Genomic DNA, 16,624 nt, shown 5'->3' on the forward strand with positions numbered 1-16,624 from the left:
AAAATAAGATACCTTAAGAAATGAGGGGGATATCATTACTTAGGTTTATTGTTTTCATTCTGATGGGTCTCTATATGATGCTCTAAAAGGTCTTTTAAACTGGCTAAGTATTCTGCAAAGACTTTGTTCCCCATGTCAGGATGCTCGGCGTTTGGCATCGTGATAGGATTTTCGTCTAGGTATTTGTAAAGCTCAGGGTACTCTTCCTCTATTTTTAGTGTGAGCTTATTTATTTCGTTGGTAATTACTTGTATCCTTTTCATAGTGTCTAAGATACTGATAATAAACGAGATTTGATGTAGGGTTTTTGTAGTTTAGTTATGTAAAAATAATAAGTGAACCTATGTTGTTTTAGGTTTGATTAAGCTTGATGTCTAAAACGAGTATTTAGATGAATAAGGGGTTCGGAACTAAGAATTAGTGTTTGAAAACGCCTTTTTGGTAAAGAGAGAATCGGTATTACGAATAGGTATTCCCGTTGTTGGTGTATAATCGTGTTTTTTACGTAGTATGGCAGGGTTCTTGGGATTTTTATTGTCAAAATACATTAGTAAAATCAAGGAAAATAGTTTTGAAGGTGATTTTGATTCTTTCACCATTAATTCTTGACAACCTTTCTTGAGGTGTATAAAATTCATACTTCATCAAAATTAAAGACTACGTGTTAAGACATTTTTATTCTATTTGCCACCAGGTAAATCATCTATTATGGTATGATTTGACCAGTTACATTCATGAGGAATTTACCCTAATAACGCCAGTGAAGTCAAGCGTACTTAAAATTGGTATCAATAATCTAATTGTTAGTATATTAGAGAGGACTTGTCCCTGGCAGCCTTGTTTATTTGAACAAAATGCTCCCTACGAAAAAAAAACTTCAGTTTTGAGAACATATTATCATTGCAGAATAAGCAATGAAGAGAAAAAAGACTTTATTTTAGAGGTTTTATGGTCGGGTCGTTTTTAGGAATGCCGAATGCGAAAACTTGAGACTGATAATACAATGATATTGAATATAAAATTTTTAATAAAACGTCATAGAAGCCTCATGCTAGTGCTTTTGATGGGCGTGCTTTTGGGCTGTAATACTCCCAAAGTGGATGTAATAAACATAGGAGCCATCTTACCACTCTCTGGTAGAGCTACTGATTTAGGCATTGCACCGTCTCAAGCCATGCAACTTGCGGTGGAACAGTATAATGCTAATAAAGAGGCTGATGAACCTATGGTTAATCTTTATATTGAAGATGACCAGTGGGAAAAGGATAAAGCTTTACCTGCTTACATGAAATTAAAAGCAGAGCATGAGATTGATGTTCTTTTCATCAGTAATACAGATGGAACAGTGGCTGTTCAAGAACAAGTGTTAAAAGATAATGTGCTTGTAGTAAATCCATTGAATAATGACGCGACGCTGTCGAATTTGAACGAAAATACCTTTAAAATAGCGAAGTTAACAGAGGAGGCTAATCAGGTCATAGGAGTAAGAATTATTGAGCTGGGGCTTAAAAATGTAGCTATTCTTCATTATCCTAATGATTTCATGACTACTGCTAGTAAGGCGGTAAGTGAGTTACTATCTGATAGGGATGTGAAAAATAAGGTAATCACTGTGGAAGCAGACCAAACTGATTTTAAAGAAATTCTCGAAAATTTGAAAAGTGAGGAGGTGGATGCCTACGTTTTCTTCGGTTATAAAGAATTTGGTTATGCAATGAAAGAGGCAAGAGACATGGGTATTACTGCTCCTTTTTATGGCTCTACTACATTATTAGACCCTGAGTTTTTTGATAATTCAGAAGGAGCTATCGTGAATACCGAATGTCCATTTTTTATGGAGGCAGATGGTAATTATGTTTTAGCACATCAATTTATGAAGGATTTTCAAGAGAAATTTGGCGAAGAGCCATTCTCCGTATGGCCACCCATGCAAGCTTATGATGCCATGAATTTAGTTTTGAATGAAATCAAAATGGCGAATGTAGAAAACAGTGTTGATGAGCCATTTGTGGATTGGCTTAGAAGAAGGCTCTATGGCGTGAGGCATTTTCAAGGTATATGTGGCAATTTGTCAATTACAGAAGATGGTTCATCGCGTGGTATATACTTTTCTCTATATCGCCTGAAGGAGAAAGGGAAGCTTTTGAAAGTAAAGCGATAATAGATAAGCTGAAATATGAGTATAAGGAATAAGTTAATCTTAAGTTTTGGGCTACTAATTGGAATTTTAGTTGTTGAAATTACTTTGAACCAACTCATAAGTAATGATGCCGCTAAAACTTATCAAAAACTAAAGGAAGAAGCTTTTCCGGCAATGAAAACGCTTGAAAAGTATGAAGCCATAAATAGAGAGTTGTTTCTTTTAATTTCAACAAAGACTTTCAATAGCACAACGAGTTTTGAAGAGCAGAATCGTCTGAATGGAATATTGGATGTAGAGTTGCCGTATTTAAAAAGTGAAATTGCACTATTGAAAAGAAGCAGTTCTAACGCTCAATCTGAGCTCACAAGCATTAATAAGATTATAGAAATTTCTGATGGAATAATACAGAAGGCTAATAGAATTAATAGTCTACTTCTTACCAAAAAGGATTATACGAATGCGTCTAAAATGGCTCAGGCAAAAAACATTTATGATGAAGGAATTCCAGCCTTTTATTCTGATTTAAGCACCGAAATAGTGAAGCTATTAATTCACTATAATGAATTGTTAGAAATTTACCAGAATGAATTTACAGAAGGCTTAAAGTGGCTGTCCAATATTATTTTGATAACGGGTATTTTGGGAGTACTGTTTGGTTTGCTTGTGGCTTTTCAGGTTATCCAATCCATTTCAAAACCTATTGAGGAATTGAAAGATGCAGCACTTGAAATTAGTGCAGGAAATTATGAGGTGTCTGTAAATATAGATAGCAAAGATGAGATAGCACGATTGGCTTCATCGTTTAATATGATGGCGAATTCTTTAAATGAAAGTTTTAAAGAAATTGAAGAAAATAATATTGAGATTAATTTAAAGAATAAAGAGCTCGAAGAGTTTGCTTATATCGCTTCACACGATTTACAGGAGCCACTAAGAACAGTCACAAGCTTTATTGATATCTTAAAAGAAGAATACGAAAAAGAGCTTGAAGGTAATGGCGAGGTGTATGTCAATTTTATATTTGAGGCCGCCATTAGAATGCGAAACCTTATATCAGCTTTATTAGATTATTCTAAGCTAGGTAAGACCAAAGAGTTTCAAGAGTTAGACCTTAACGTGGTGGTGAAAAGTTGTTTGGACGACTTGTCTTTAATTATTAGTGATTCTGAAGTAGTAATAGAAGTGGGTGATTTGCCCAAGGTAAAAGGCACTGAGATAGGTCTTAGGGTACTATTTCAAAATTTAATATCTAATGCCATAAAGTTTAGAAAAGTAGGTGTCAGTTCTTTTGTGAAAATATCCGCTACTTTGGAATCTGACCATTGGGTTTTCTGTGTAAATGATAATGGAATTGGAATACATAAAGCGTATCTAGAAAAAATATTTGTTATCTTTCAGCGTCTTCATGCGAAAGAGAAGTATGAAGGGACTGGGATAGGACTTGCACATTGTAGGAAAATTGTGGAAATTCATAATGGTAATATTTGGGTAGAATCCGAAGAAAACGAAGGAAGCTCATTTTATTTTACAATACCAGTATAATTTTAATACCTAGGTGATGAAAAAATTGAGAACTATCCTGTTAATTGACGATGACATCGCGGTCAATTATATTCATAAGTATGTCATAAAAAAGGCTGATGTTGTAGATAATGTTATTACCATGATGAATGGTCAAATGGCTATTGATTATTTAACTACTGATAGCTCTCCAGAGTTTTCTGTTCCAGAGCTTATTTTTCTTGATATAAACATGCCAGGCATGGATGGTTGGGGCTTTTTAAAAGAATACAAAGAGCAACAAGAGCGTGATAAAACTAAAATTATCATGCTGACTACCTCCGATAACGAGTCTGATAAGGAGAGAGCAATGGCGACTGGGCAGGTATTGGAATTTATTACCAAGCCATTGACAAAGCAAGGCCTAGTAGATGTAATAGGGCGGTACTTTTAGTTTCACTTCTTCATATTTTTCGAAAGTGATATAAGGCGAAAAGTATCGCTATTAATGGCTTCTAATCAAGGTGCCAATAGCTTTTGCCATTTTCCTTCTTAATAAACTTCTTCTCAAGTTCTCAGAAACACCTTTTGATTGGCCTTTTCAATTTCAGATGATTCAGGAATTATATAGGATGCAGCACATAGTGCTGCTCAATACTTAGTTTTTATCTGTCAGTATCCTAAATTCGTTAGTGCTTGAATGTTTTGAAGTTTCAGAAATAGTTGAATATAGTTTATTCTCCTTATGATTTGCTAATAGCTCTTCTAAGCTTTCTAGGTATTCTTGAAAAGCTTTAGTACTCAATCCCTCGGTATCAGGAGAAGGTAAAGTAATTGGGTTTTCCTCTAAATACTGATATAACTCGGGGTAGTTTTGTTCTATTTCTAGCGTTAAATCATTGATTTTCTTGTTAATCACTTGTAAGTCTTTCATCGCAGTATTTGTTTGATTTGTAATTGAAAGTCTTAAATAATTGTTCCAAGTCTTTTGGAATGAAACTGTGGTAATTACTCTACAATTTTAGGTGGTATTTTATTTATTGGATATTCAGAAATAAATGAAAAATAAAAGAGTGCTCAAAAAATAACCTACCCACGTCTCCATAGATAGGTTATTAAAAGTGTCTTTAATGAGCTAAAAGCTGCTTAATCTTATGGTAAACCTCATTGTTCTCATAAATTCCTTGGAATGTTTCAGAGCCTGGACCATAGGCGAAAATAGGAATTAGGGCTGCAGTATGGTGTTTGGTGTTAAACTTGAGGCTTAGTTTGTCCGGTGTTTCTCCCCCTGTAAGAGCCACTCCACCTGTTTCATGGTCGGCTGTTACCACCACTAAGGTGTTTTTGTCTTTTTTAGCAAAATCTAAAACGACACCTAGAACTTCGTCAAAATCTAATTGCTCAGCCACTAGCATTTCAGCATTGTTTTGATGTCCTGCCCAGTCTATAAAAGAACCTTCAGACATTAAAAAGAATCCATCTTTTGATTGACTAAGATAATCTAAGGCCAGTTGCGTAGCTCTTGAATGGAAATCGTCACGGCTAATATGTTTTGCTGGCATGGCCTCTTTTGCTAAAAGAAAGCCATACTTTTTATTAATGTCAACAGTAGAGCTAAGGCTGATAGAGTCCATTTCAAATCCCTTTAATTTCATGTCCTCAAAAAGGTTTTTATTATCCGAACGGTTTGTGAAATATTTGAGGCCTGCACCTGCAAAGAAATCAACTTCTGAATTGGCTAGCTGTTCTGCTATTTCTTCATGCATGTTTCTGCTTTTAACATGAGCGTAAAAGCAGGCCGGTGTAGCGTGCGTAATGGTGCTTAGGCTTATTAATCCAGTTTTGTAATTTTTGACGTCTAGCTCTTCTACGATAGTTGGTATGGAAAGCGTGTCGGCATCTACGCCAATAGCTCCGTTATATGTTTTATGACCACTGGCAAATGCAGTAGCGCCTGCTGCAGAGTCGGTTACTTTACTGCTGGTAGAGGAAGTTTTGATAAAGCCAATGCTTTTGAATTGCTCAAAGTTAGAAGGGCCATCTTTATAGTAAAAGGCTGTTGAAATTTGGCTTAAACCCATGCCGTCTCCTATTAGTAAGATTACATTTTTAGGTTTTTCTTGGGCAAAAAGGCTGCTACTAGCTAGCAGAAGGGTCAATATTTTTAAAGTTTTCATTTTGTTGGTTTTTAGAATGATGCTGCAAAACTAAGATATGAAATATTTAGAACAGAAGGGAAATAGTTTCTTAACGGTAACATAATATGGCTAGAGATTAGGAGAGCAATGCTTAGAAAAATTGATGTTATTTTAATGTTACAGGTACAAGTAGGGTGGAAATGAAGGTTTATCTTCGTGAAAATTATTAAAATTGTACATGAACAAATTTTTACTATTTTTTCTTCTTATTTCGGGGCTTTCTTATGGCCAAGATTTTCAAGTGCATTCGCACAATGATTATGCTCAAGATGTACCTTTTTGGAAGGCCTTCTCGGCTGGTTGTGGTTCCATTGAGTCTGATTTAATATTGCAAAAAGGTAAACTTATGGTGGCTCATAATGTGCCAGATATTAAGGAGAGCAATACTTTCGAAAACCTTTATTTGAAACCGCTGCAGGTGATTATGAACTCCGAGCAGTATAAGGCTTTTGATTTACAAATATTGATAGACCTAAAAACTGCAGCAGAACCTACCTTAAAGGTTTTGATGGCTCAGCTCGAAAAATATCCTGAGCTTATAAATGGAAAGAATACGGCAAAGAAAGTGTCCTTTGTTATTTCTGGAAACAGACCTGATGCAGAGCAATACGGAAATTACCCAAGCTATATCAATTTCGACTATCAAACAGTAGATGTATGGCCAGCAAATATGGATAAGGTGGCTTTGGTAAGTTTGCCTTTTTATAGATATACCCGCTGGAACGGAAAAGGAAGGTTGACAAGTGGGGATGAGGCGAAACTTAAAACAGTTATTGACCAAATTCACGCCAAAGGAAAAAAAGTAAGGTTTTGGGCTACGCCCGATTCAAAAACAGCTTGGTTTACCCTTTCCCAATTGGGCATAGATTTTATTAATACCGACGAACCATTTGCATGTAATGCGTATTTGGAAACGTTGTCTGAAAGATTGGTAGAAATAGTAGAAAATGACGAGAGCTCAGTGAGAATGCCTACGGCCAAATATCAACAGCCTGCTGTGATATTAATGGTGGGAGATGGAACAGGCTTGGCACAGATTTCAGCAGGGATATTGAGCCAGAAGGCTCCGCTAAACTTGGCAAGAATAAAGAGCTTAGGACTTATCAAAACTGCATCTGCCGATGATTTTACCACAGATTCTGCCGCAGGCGGAACCGCTTTAGCCACAGGGAAGAAAACCAACAATAGATATATAGGCCTAGATGCTAATGGAAAGGAGCTACAAACCATTTTTGATGCAGCCGAAAACGCAAACTTTAGCACAGGAATAGTAACCACCGATGGTATTGCTGGAGCTACGCCATCTTCTTTTTATGCTCATGTGGCAGATAGAGATAGCTCAAAAAAGATAGGGGAATATTTAACCAAAAGCCAACTAGATATTTTTGTAGCTGGCGGAGGTAAAGCTTTTAAAAACACAACCTGGGATAATAGAAAAATAGTAAAGAGTTTGTCAGAAATAGGAACTGTTTCTAATAAGAAAGTTGGCTTTTTCGGAGCTGATGGCGGCATGCCATTTATTACAGAAGGTAGGGGAGATTATCTGCCTACAGCTACTATGGAGGCTTTAAACTTTTTAGAGAAGAAGAATAAGCCATTTGCCTTGTTGATAGAAAACGGGCACATAGATGGTTCTGGGCATGCCAATAAGGCAAAAGCTTTGGCGGCAGAGGTGCGGGACTTTGACAAGGCCATTGGACTTGTAATGCAATATGTAGACAGCCATCCTGAAACCTTATTAATCATCACGGCAGACCATGAAACGGGGGGTGTTACGTTACCTCATGGCACAGGTGAAGAAATGGAAATACAGTTTCATTCAAATGACCATACGGGCATTCTGGTACCGCTATTCGCTTACGGCAAAGGTGCTGAAAAGCTGCAAGGTATTTATGAAAACACAGAGGTGTATCAGCGAATGCTAGAATTCATTAATGATCATAAATAGGAGGGTGGCTTGTAGAAAATTAAAAAAAGGGCTTCGCAAAAATTGCGAAGCCCTTTTGGTTTTATCTTGCTGTATTTCTAGTTTACACCAGAAAATCTAGGATTAACAATACTGTTATTAACTGAACCAAAAGTGAAGTTCAAGCCAAAAGAGGTGTAATAATTAAACGTGGTAGGAAGCTGCTGCCCTCCTAATAAAATTTCTTCATTACTACTCGCTGACTCAGCTAGTGAGATTTGGTTTTTTATTTGAGCACCGTAACCATAAAGACGAAGAGATACTCCCTGAATCACACGCCAGCTTAATTCCACCTCCATGCTTAATCTATATTTACTTGGGTCATCTAAATATTGATAACCGTTAAGTTCGGCAGAGAAGTTGCCCCAAGGTTTGGTATAACCCAAAATTCCGGTGACTTGGTGGTATGGCTTTGTTTCTAAAGTTTGTTGAAAAATGGTTCTTTCTAAATAATCTAATCTTCTGTAGCCAGCCTGGTATATCCACCTAAACTGCTCTTTGTTAAAGTCTTCAATCGGGAAAATTGAGTATTCCAATGCAGGAGCTAAACTTCCAGAAAAATCAATATTGGAGTAAACAGAGTGAAAACCTTTCATTAAACCTCCTACGCTCCAGTTTTTCGCAAAAGTGGAAACATAGAGCATATTAAAACCGTAACTATTAACTTTTACATGCTCCGTTTCTTCCTCTAAGGTAACAGAACTGTTATTTTGGTTGAGGTACGTGTAGAAACTAAACTTAGAATCTTCTGTGGTACGGCCGCCTCTGAGGTTTCCAGCCAATCGCACTGATTTTTTATTACTCTCTCCTCTAAAACTTCCTGAGCCACCAACACCAAAAATCCAGTTATTCCACGGGTCTTTTTCTGAGTTAGGGTCTTGCGAAGCTTGTTGAACACCTTTTGGGAAACTAATTTTGACATCTTTTGCCATTTCTGTATTGGCTATGTAAACTAGTAAACCTTGGCTTACTTTATTCAGGACTTTTTTTCTAGCAATGGCTTCTGAATCATTTTGTCCAGTTTTAAACTCTACCAAAGCGTCACATCCTTGTAAGGCATGCTGCCCCATGAAGTTCAATTGATAATTTCTTCCACCACTAGCATTACCTTGGTCGGTAATCAATATTTGTATATCTGCCAGAGCTTGGTCTCTTGTAAATGTAAAGTAGCTTAGCTCGGTAAGTAGGTAGGTAGTAAAGCACCTAGCCTGCTGACAGTTAATGTATAATTTTGGTTTATCTTGTGCTTTTAGAGCAGACGAAATTGTTATTAAGAATAGGACAATGAGATATTTGCTTCGCATCAATGATTTTTTTTCGGTTAGCACCTGACATAAAGGTTTAAAGGTAAGTGTTCTAAGTGGGGCAGGACTTATAGAATCCGCCAAGTATACTATTCAATAGGCATATCAGGGAATTTCGAGGTTCAAAATTTGGACAAAACCTAGAATTATTAAATTATCTTAAGATTGGAGCGTTTAAATACTAGTTAAGTGATAGTTTTTAATATTGAAAGTTCAGAATATATTGAAATTAATGAAGATTTGTTTTCTTAAGAGACTTTCGCTTTTTATGCCTGAAAGGTCAATGATTTAGTAGATTTTTGCGGTCGAATAAATTTCTTAGCATGAATTATAAGGAGATATTAGAAAAGGTGATGCAGCGTGTAAGGGCGGAGGAAAGTTTAGGGAAACTGGCAACTTATATTCCAGAATTGGGGAATGTCAATCCTGATAAACTGGGTGTCCATTTAGCTACGGTAAATAATTTTGATTTAGGTATTGGAGATAATCAAGAGAAGCTTTCTATTCAGAGTATTGCGAAGGTTTTCTCGCTCTGCTTAGCTTATAAAATGGTGGGTGAGTCTATTTGGAAAAGGGTAGATGTGGAGCCTTCCGGCAATCCTTTTAATTCGCTGGTACAGTTAGAGGCTGATAATGGTATTCCTCGAAATCCATTTATCAATGCTGGGGCTATTGTGATTTGTGATATTTTGATAAGTAAGCTTGAAACACCAAAAGCAGATTTTTTAGCTTTTGTGAGAGACGTTTCTGATAATCCGAAATTAGAATTTTGTCAAAAAATAGCCGATTCTGAAAAGTCAATTGGTTACAGAAATGTAGCCCTTTGTAATTTTATCAAGTCGCTGGGAAATATTGAAAACAAACCAGAGGAGGTTTTAGACTTCTATTTCTGTCTGTGTTCCTTAGAAATGACTTGTCAAGAGTTAGCCAAAGCTTTCTTGTTTTTAGCCAATGGCGGGAAAAAAGTGTCGGACGGAAAAGAGATGCTAACTAAAAGTGAGACAAAAAGGATTAATGCATTAATGCAGACTTGTGGCTTTTATGACGAGTCCGGCGAATTCGCTTTTGAGGTAGGACTTCCAGGTAAAAGTGGCGTAGGAGGCGGAATAGTGGCTGTTTATCCAAATAACTATAGCATAGCGGTTTGGAGTCCTAAACTAAATCCAAAAGGAAACTCCTATAAAGGCATGATGTTTTTGGAAATGTTTACGACGGAAACAGAAGCTTCTATATTCTAATACTTAAACCTACTTACTTATTCAACTGTCTTAGATAAAGTTGGATAGTGTTTTCCAATCCTAAATAAAGAGCATCGCATATTAAAGCATGACCAATAGATACTTCCAATAATCCGGGGATATTGTTATGAAAATAAGCCAAATTGTCAAGGCTCAAATCGTGTCCTGCATTGAGCCCAATGCCTAACTCTTGTGCTCTTTCTGCAGCTTTCACAAAAGGGGCAATCGCCGCTTCCTTATTGGCCGCATATTCGCTCGCGTAGCTTTCCGTATAAAGTTCTATTCTGTCGGTGCCTATTTCGGCAGCACCTTCTACCATTTTAATATCTGGGTCCACAAAAATGGATACTCTGATACCAGCGTCTTGGTATTTTTTGACCAATTCTTTTAGTCGGTCTTTATGCGTAATGGTATCCCAGCCTGCATTGGAGGTGATGGCACTTAATGTGTCAGGCACCAAAGTAGCTTGCGTAGGTAAGTTGGTCAAAACCACTTCTTCAAAACGTCCTTCGGTAGGGTTACCCTCAATGTTATATTCGGTGGTAACTATTTTCTTTAAGTCAAAAACGTCTTGATATTTTATATGCCTTTCGTCTGGCCTTGGATGAATCGTGATTCCCTCAGCACCAAAACGTTCACAGTCTAAAGCCGTGTTTACCAGGTTCGGCATGTCATGCCCTCTTGAATTTCGTAAGGTGGCTATTTTATTGATATTGACAGATAATTTCGTCATTTTTGCTCTCAGAAGCCTATAGGGCTTTTTGTTTTTTGCAATTTAAGAATTCCGCATTTCAATTCATCAAAGAGTTTTTGATACTTTGATTATGCCCAAATAAAAGATAAACATGTCATTAAAATCTACAATTGACGCTGATATTAAAGCAGCCATGATGGCCAAAGACAAAGTCAAATTATTGGCTTTGAGAGATATAAAAAAGGCTATTCTTATAGAAGAGTCTAAGCCGGGAGCTCCAGACGAACTTAGCGAAACGGACGAAATGAAGATTCTTCAAAAAGCTGTGAAGCAAAGAAGAGATTCGGCCGAGATATTTAAACAACAAAGCAGAGCAGACCTTCTTTCTAAAGAGGAAGCAGAAATAGCTGTGATTGAGGCTTATCTTCCAGAAGCGATGTCTGAAGAAGAACTTCAAAAAATCATTACAGAAATTATCCAACAAGTAGGAGCTAAGGAGCCTTCTGATATGGGTAAAGTGATGGGTTCGGCCACTAAAAAACTGGCAGGAAAAGCAGACGGAAGAGCTATCTCTACCATGGTAAAGAAGCTTTTGGCTAGCTAAAACAATAATCCTTATTTAAGATTGGTTGAATTCGTAAGGGTTCAGCCAATTTTCATTTTAAATCGTATCAACACATGTCTACCACAGACCTTTTACTTCTTATTCCCATAGTAATGGGGGCTTTTAACGGTTATAAGAGAGGACTCTTGGTGGAGGTTATTGGAATCGTGGCTTTTGTGTTGGCCATAATTTTTGGTTTTAGATTTTTGGGTTTAGGTATGGCTTTCGTGTCAGACCTTTTAGGCGATGATTTAACAGGAAGAATGCTACCCTATATGAGTTTCTTGCTCATCTTTTTTCCTACCGTTTTCGCTATTAATAAAATCGGCTGGATTTTCAGAAAGGCTCTCCGACTAACTTTTTTAGGTGTATTGGACGGACTTGGCGGTGCGGCACTTGGTGCTGTTCTCTGGATTTTTGGTTTGAGTGTTTTATTTTGGTTGGCTTCTGCCATTGGTATTAATATTCCAGAGAGGTTTCTTGCTGAGTCAGAAGTTTATCCCTTTCTAAAAGGCTTTGCTCCAAGTTTGGTGGACAAAATTAGCGACTACTTACCTTCCATAGGAGAGGTTTTTGAGAAGTTTAATGAGTTGGGGGAGCGGTATAGAAATCAAACTGAGTAGAGTGAGGTTATGCTAATTAGTCATGCGTAAAAGTCTTTCAGATAGAAACTTATAAAAAGTGATTGATCTTTTTTATGAGGTAGATTTACAACTAGAACTATTTAGTTTTTGGAAACAAGACGGAAGTTTTTTTGCTATAAAATCTTTTTAGAAATCCTCAGTCAGAATACTTTCGGAGACGAGATCAAACTTAAAAAGGTGGAATCTTGGTTAAATTACGTGTAAATTAATTTTACAATAAAAAGAATGGTGTTTTATAAAAAAAGCAATATTCTTGTAGAAATTATTCAAGCATACAGCCATTACACAACCATAACCAATGAAAACTAGCTTTAAAAGTCTGTGGATCTTATTGTTTTTTATTCCAATTTTTTCCATAGCACAGCAACATGAAAAGCCCTCCTTTGAACTGTATGCGTTAAATAATGAGACTACGATTTCTTGTGAAGGAAATCCAGTGGTTCTATCTATTAAAAAATCGGACAAAGATTATTCTTTTCGACTGGTAAGGAATAATGAACTGTACTTAGAGGTAACTAGCAGTGAAACCGAAGTATTCTTACCTGGGAATTATTTCGCAATAGTCGATTTAGGTGATACTGAAGTAAGAACCAACACCATTCTCATTTCTAAATGTGACTTAGACGTTTCTTCCCTTTCCAAAAATGATAACTCTGACAATATCAATCTCATTAACGCTAGTATAAGTAGTAAAGGATATGCCCTATGTGGTGAACTTAGTTCGGTAGTACTTAATGCTTCGCCAAAAGGAACAGAGTATTCTTATAAATGGTATTATAGTTCTACCAATTCGGGGGTATATGAAACTATTATAGATTCCACCAGCGATTCTATTTCAGTAAATCAAACAGGTTATTACAAAGTTATGATTGAGGACGGAGTAGATGCACCAGGTGTCTCATCCCCTTTCAGTGTCTCTTCACAAGTTATTACAAGGTTGACAGACTTAAACGGCTCTTTATATTCCACATTAAATGTTACTTCTGGAGACTCGGTGGAGCTAAATGTAGAAGCATTGGGCCAAACGGGCCCCTTGAGTGTTAGACTTAGGGTAGGGCTTGACGACTTCGAATTTGCTTCTCAAGTGAGCCCCTTTAAAATTAAAGTTCCTGTCTATCAAAACGTCAATATCTATCTAACAAGAAGTGAATCGGAATGTGGCTTGAGTTATAACTTTCAGGGTCAGATTAAGGCAATTGTGGATGAAGACTTAGATATTCAGTATCAGATACCTTTGAATTCGAATGTTTGTTCTGGACAATTGCTAGAGATTCCTTTTACATTAGAAGGTGAATGGGGTAATACTAGAAGCATTTATTATTCTATCTATGAGAAGAATTCAGGTTCCTATATTACAGGGAAGAATGGTCTTTACAATAGTCCTTTAGAAATAAAAATGCCAAATGATCTTGAATTAGGAAAAAGCTATAGGTTATACCTAAGTGTTCAATATCCGGCTATAGCAAGTCAATCTGTAAATGTATTTCTAAATGTAACTTCGGAGGGTTGTACAGCAAGGCCCACTATTGTCGTGAGTCCTTCTAATGAATCTTGTGGTGCGGTTAGGCTGATTACAGAGTCACGTACAGGAAATGTTTATCAATGGTATAAAAATAATAATATAATAAGTGGAGCAAACGCCTCACAGTATGATGCTCTAGAAACAGGTAATTACAAAGTACAAGTTTCTAATCAAGGAGAAAGTTATTATCAGACATCAATTAATTACCCAATAGTGATAAAAGGTGGAGCTCCTACGATTGAGAGTTTAAATCCTTCGCTCTGTTCAGCCACAGCTGGAGCATTAATAGAAAGCACACCGAGTGTTTCACCGGTTTTGAAATATGAATGGCTTTATAGTCCTTATTCATACGGAACACCATTTGAAATACCAAATGCAAATTCGTCTACTTATACTGCGAACGTTAGTGGTTTTTTTAAGCTTAGAACTAGTACCGCTGATGGGTGCATCACCGAATCAAATACTATAGAGATTTTAGAGTCAGGCGGCATTCAAATTACTGATGCTTCTTCAGGTGAATCAAGTTCAACTATAAACCCTGGAGGAACGGCATATTTGAAGATTAAATTTCAAGGGGAGGCTCCTTACTTTCTTTACTATATTCAGAATGATATAAGAAAATATATAAATACAGATCAACCGGAATACACTTTGGCTATCTCTCCTGAGCACACCAAAAACTATGAATTTCGTTTGTTGTCGACTGGTTGTGGTGTTGAAAGTGATTATCAGTACTACAAAGTTAATGTGGGAGCATCTACTAGCTTTGATATAGTGGAACCATCAAACCTTAACTACTGCCCTGGAGGCAGGGTAATTGTACCATATACCACTTTTGGAACATGGGGAAGTGAAAGACTTTTTTTCGCTTACCTTACAGACGAGAATGGCAATTACATAAATAATTCTGAGAGGAGGATTTATCCTGGGTCGTCTAGTTATTTGAACTATGAAATACGGAACAATATAAGCCCTGGTAGTTATTATCTCAATTTTTATACATCATCTCCTTATTTACTTAATCATGTTAAAAGTACTTTTAAAATCAATGTATCTAGTAGTGGCTGCTCGCTGCCTACAGCTAGGTTAGAATTTAAGGGGGTTAGAGACAAATGCTCTAATTCTTCCTATTACGAAGTTTACCCTAGTGTGGATGGTGCTGCTTATAAATGGTATTACAATGGCTCTTTTATCCAAACAACTTCAAGCCCTATTCTTTATACTAGTTTTGGTGGCTCGGCATCAGGTCAACTTACGGCAAGAGTTGAAAAAATAGGCACGTATAATTCACTATCTAATGCTATAACTGTAGCTCAAAGGGAATCAACAGGTCTTTATGAACAAAGGAATTCTAATCTTTGTGATTTAAATACGATTACCAGTTATTTTCAATATTCTTCGGGATACCAATGGTACTTTGCCGAAAGTGGATTTGGATACGAACAAATTAACGGTGCGAATGCCTTTTCTCATACACCAAGTCAAAGAGGTTATTATCTTTTGAAGTCGGAAAAACTAGGGTGTGAGTTAATGGAAGAGTTTTATTGCAATAGAGGTATTGATTTAGAATTTCAAAAAATATGCACAGGGGGCTCTTTAGTCCTAAAATATCACGGTGAGTTTGATGATACTTTGAAGTTTCAGCTAGTAAATGTATCAAACGGTGCTGTAGTAGAATCTGATTTATTTAATAGCATATTGGATAATTATTGGCGTGATAGAACATCTACTGTTACGTTGCCTATGTCTATTCCTGCAGGAGAATACAGAGTGAGAATGTTGGTAGAAAATACTTCTCAAACTTTTGATTCTCAAAGCACTTTGGAAATTTTACCACAGGCTATTGCACAAAATCCAACTATAGCTATTACTCCTCCCGCTATAGCGGGTTCGGAAGTGGTGAATGTCTCATTATCAGGTTGTGGTTCAAGTCACGCGATTTGGTCTAATGGGTATTCTCAAAATAGTTTTTCTACTTACTCTTATCCTGGAAGTACATTTAGAGCTTACTGTCAGTCTTTTGATGGCTGTGTGAGTAAAGAGATTGTCAAAGCGGTAGATTTTTTATGTACGGATATTTATGAACCTAATAATTTACCAGCAGAAAGTGGGCTTATAGATAGTTTAAACTATGTAAGTTCTCCTTTATGTTTTATCAATAGCACAGATTCTGACTGGTTTAAATTTGTTGAGAATGGGAGAGCATATTTTGTAGAAATAAGGCCATATTCTTCTGGTACTAGTATAGGAGAGCGTTCATATAAATTTAGCAAAACACAATCAGGAGGGCAGATTACTTTACAAACCGATGTGTTTTCAGGAGGCTTGACTTCGGATACTTATATGACACTTTATGATAGTGAATTAAATGAAATAGCTGCAAATGACGATGGGAATGGAGTTTTTTCAAAGATCGTTTTTAATCCAAGTAATCCATGTCAATCTATGGTGAGTTTGGTTTCTCCTAGTTTTGATTTATACAGTGGTCAATCTTCCTACGTAAAATCTGTCGATTTTATTACTGCTTCAAATATTCAGAATGATAAAACAATTAATCAATGGGAAGCCGGAAAATCTATTTTGTTAGAGCCTGGTTTTGAGACAAAAATTGAAATTGAAGGGGTCTTTAAAACTGAAATAAAAGACTGTAACGATTGATTTATTTTAAGAGGTTTAGCACTTAGGATGACGTTACGCAGTAAAGTGTAGGCTTTTACACAAATCCAAAAAAGACTAGTACCATCATTAAAATTGACACTTCGAGTGAACTACGAAATAGTAGGGGATCTACAGATTGTTTAAATAGTAATC

The 16,624-nt window shown here is 36.5% G+C and carries 13 protein-coding genes; 8 read left to right on the forward strand and 5 right to left on the reverse strand.

Annotation, left to right across the window (positions count from 1 at the left end; genetic code table 11):
• Positions 1-35 precede the first annotated feature (35 nt).
• Entirely contained in the window at positions 36-263 is a 228-nt protein-coding gene (locus AC0L6O_RS06345) for a hypothetical protein (protein ID WP_473307171.1), read from the reverse strand.
• Between the two features lie 740 nt (positions 264-1,003).
• Between AC0L6O_RS06345 and AC0L6O_RS06350 the strand changes: the two genes are divergently transcribed.
• Genes AC0L6O_RS06350 through AC0L6O_RS06360 form a run of 3 tightly spaced genes read left to right on the forward strand, consistent with a single transcriptional unit; the run spans position 1,004 to position 4,097 of the window.
• Entirely contained in the window at positions 1,004-2,161 is a 1,158-nt protein-coding gene (locus AC0L6O_RS06350) for an ABC transporter substrate-binding protein (RefSeq protein ID WP_473307172.1), read from the forward strand.
• A gap of 15 nt (positions 2,162-2,176) precedes the next feature.
• Entirely contained in the window at positions 2,177-3,685 is a 1,509-nt protein-coding gene (locus tag AC0L6O_RS06355) for an ATP-binding protein (protein WP_473307173.1), read from the forward strand.
• Positions 3,686-3,701: 16 nt separating this feature from the next.
• Positions 3,702-4,097: a response regulator gene (locus tag AC0L6O_RS06360; protein ID WP_473307174.1), complete on the forward strand. Its 396-nt coding sequence runs from the start codon at positions 3,702-3,704 to the stop codon at positions 4,095-4,097.
• Positions 4,098-4,301: 204 nt separating this feature from the next.
• Here AC0L6O_RS06360 and AC0L6O_RS06365 read toward each other — a convergent pair whose 3' ends face one another.
• Together AC0L6O_RS06365 and AC0L6O_RS06370 are read right to left on the reverse strand one after the other, a co-directional pair.
• Positions 4,302-4,577, reverse strand: coding sequence for a hypothetical protein (locus AC0L6O_RS06365; RefSeq protein WP_473307176.1), 276 nt, complete (start codon positions 4,575-4,577; stop codon positions 4,302-4,304).
• Between the two features lie 193 nt (positions 4,578-4,770).
• Positions 4,771-5,820: an alkaline phosphatase gene (locus AC0L6O_RS06370; protein WP_473307177.1), complete on the reverse strand. Its 1,050-nt coding sequence runs from the start codon at positions 5,818-5,820 to the stop codon at positions 4,771-4,773.
• A gap of 199 nt (positions 5,821-6,019) precedes the next feature.
• Between AC0L6O_RS06370 and AC0L6O_RS06375 the strand changes: the two genes are divergently transcribed.
• Complete coding sequence (locus AC0L6O_RS06375) at positions 6,020-7,789, forward strand: alkaline phosphatase (protein ID WP_473307178.1); 1,770 nt, start codon at positions 6,020-6,022, stop codon at positions 7,787-7,789.
• Between the two features lie 77 nt (positions 7,790-7,866).
• Here the strand turns inward: AC0L6O_RS06375 and AC0L6O_RS06380 are convergent, their stop codons facing one another.
• Positions 7,867-9,111 (reverse strand): hypothetical protein, encoded by a 1,245-nt coding sequence (locus AC0L6O_RS06380; RefSeq protein ID WP_473307179.1) that lies wholly within the window; start codon positions 9,109-9,111, stop codon positions 7,867-7,869.
• Positions 9,112-9,434: 323 nt separating this feature from the next.
• On the opposite strand from AC0L6O_RS06380, the gene AC0L6O_RS06385 reads away from it, so the two are divergent.
• A complete protein-coding gene (locus AC0L6O_RS06385; RefSeq protein ID WP_473307180.1) occupies positions 9,435-10,349 on the forward strand; it encodes a glutaminase in 915 nt (304 codons plus the stop codon).
• A 13-nt stretch (positions 10,350-10,362) separates the two neighbouring features.
• Here AC0L6O_RS06385 and AC0L6O_RS06390 read toward each other — a convergent pair whose 3' ends face one another.
• On the reverse strand, positions 10,363-11,082 hold the full coding sequence (locus AC0L6O_RS06390) for a pyridoxine 5'-phosphate synthase (RefSeq protein WP_473307182.1): 720 nt from the start codon (positions 11,080-11,082) through the stop codon (positions 10,363-10,365).
• A gap of 112 nt (positions 11,083-11,194) precedes the next feature.
• Here AC0L6O_RS06390 and AC0L6O_RS06395 point away from each other — a divergent pair, with 112 nt between their 5' ends.
• The 3 genes from AC0L6O_RS06395 to AC0L6O_RS06405 all read left to right on the forward strand — a co-directional run bounded on the left by AC0L6O_RS06395 (position 11,195) and on the right by AC0L6O_RS06405 (position 16,471).
• Positions 11,195-11,647 carry a GatB/YqeY domain-containing protein gene (locus tag AC0L6O_RS06395; protein ID WP_473307183.1) on the forward strand — a complete coding sequence of 151 codons (453 nt, stop codon included), beginning with the start codon at positions 11,195-11,197 and terminating at the stop codon, positions 11,645-11,647.
• Positions 11,648-11,721: 74 nt separating this feature from the next.
• A complete protein-coding gene (locus AC0L6O_RS06400; RefSeq protein ID WP_473307184.1) occupies positions 11,722-12,270 on the forward strand; it encodes a CvpA family protein in 549 nt (182 codons plus the stop codon).
• 319 nt (positions 12,271-12,589) lie between these two features.
• The gene (locus AC0L6O_RS06405) at positions 12,590-16,471 is read left to right on the forward strand and encodes a 3-coathanger stack domain-containing protein (protein WP_473307185.1); all 3,882 of its coding nucleotides are present in this window, start codon (positions 12,590-12,592) and stop codon (positions 16,469-16,471) included.
• The last annotated feature ends 153 nt before the right edge of the window (positions 16,472-16,624 follow it).

This window comes from Arcticibacterium sp. GJ41-1, from assembly GCF_055808875.1.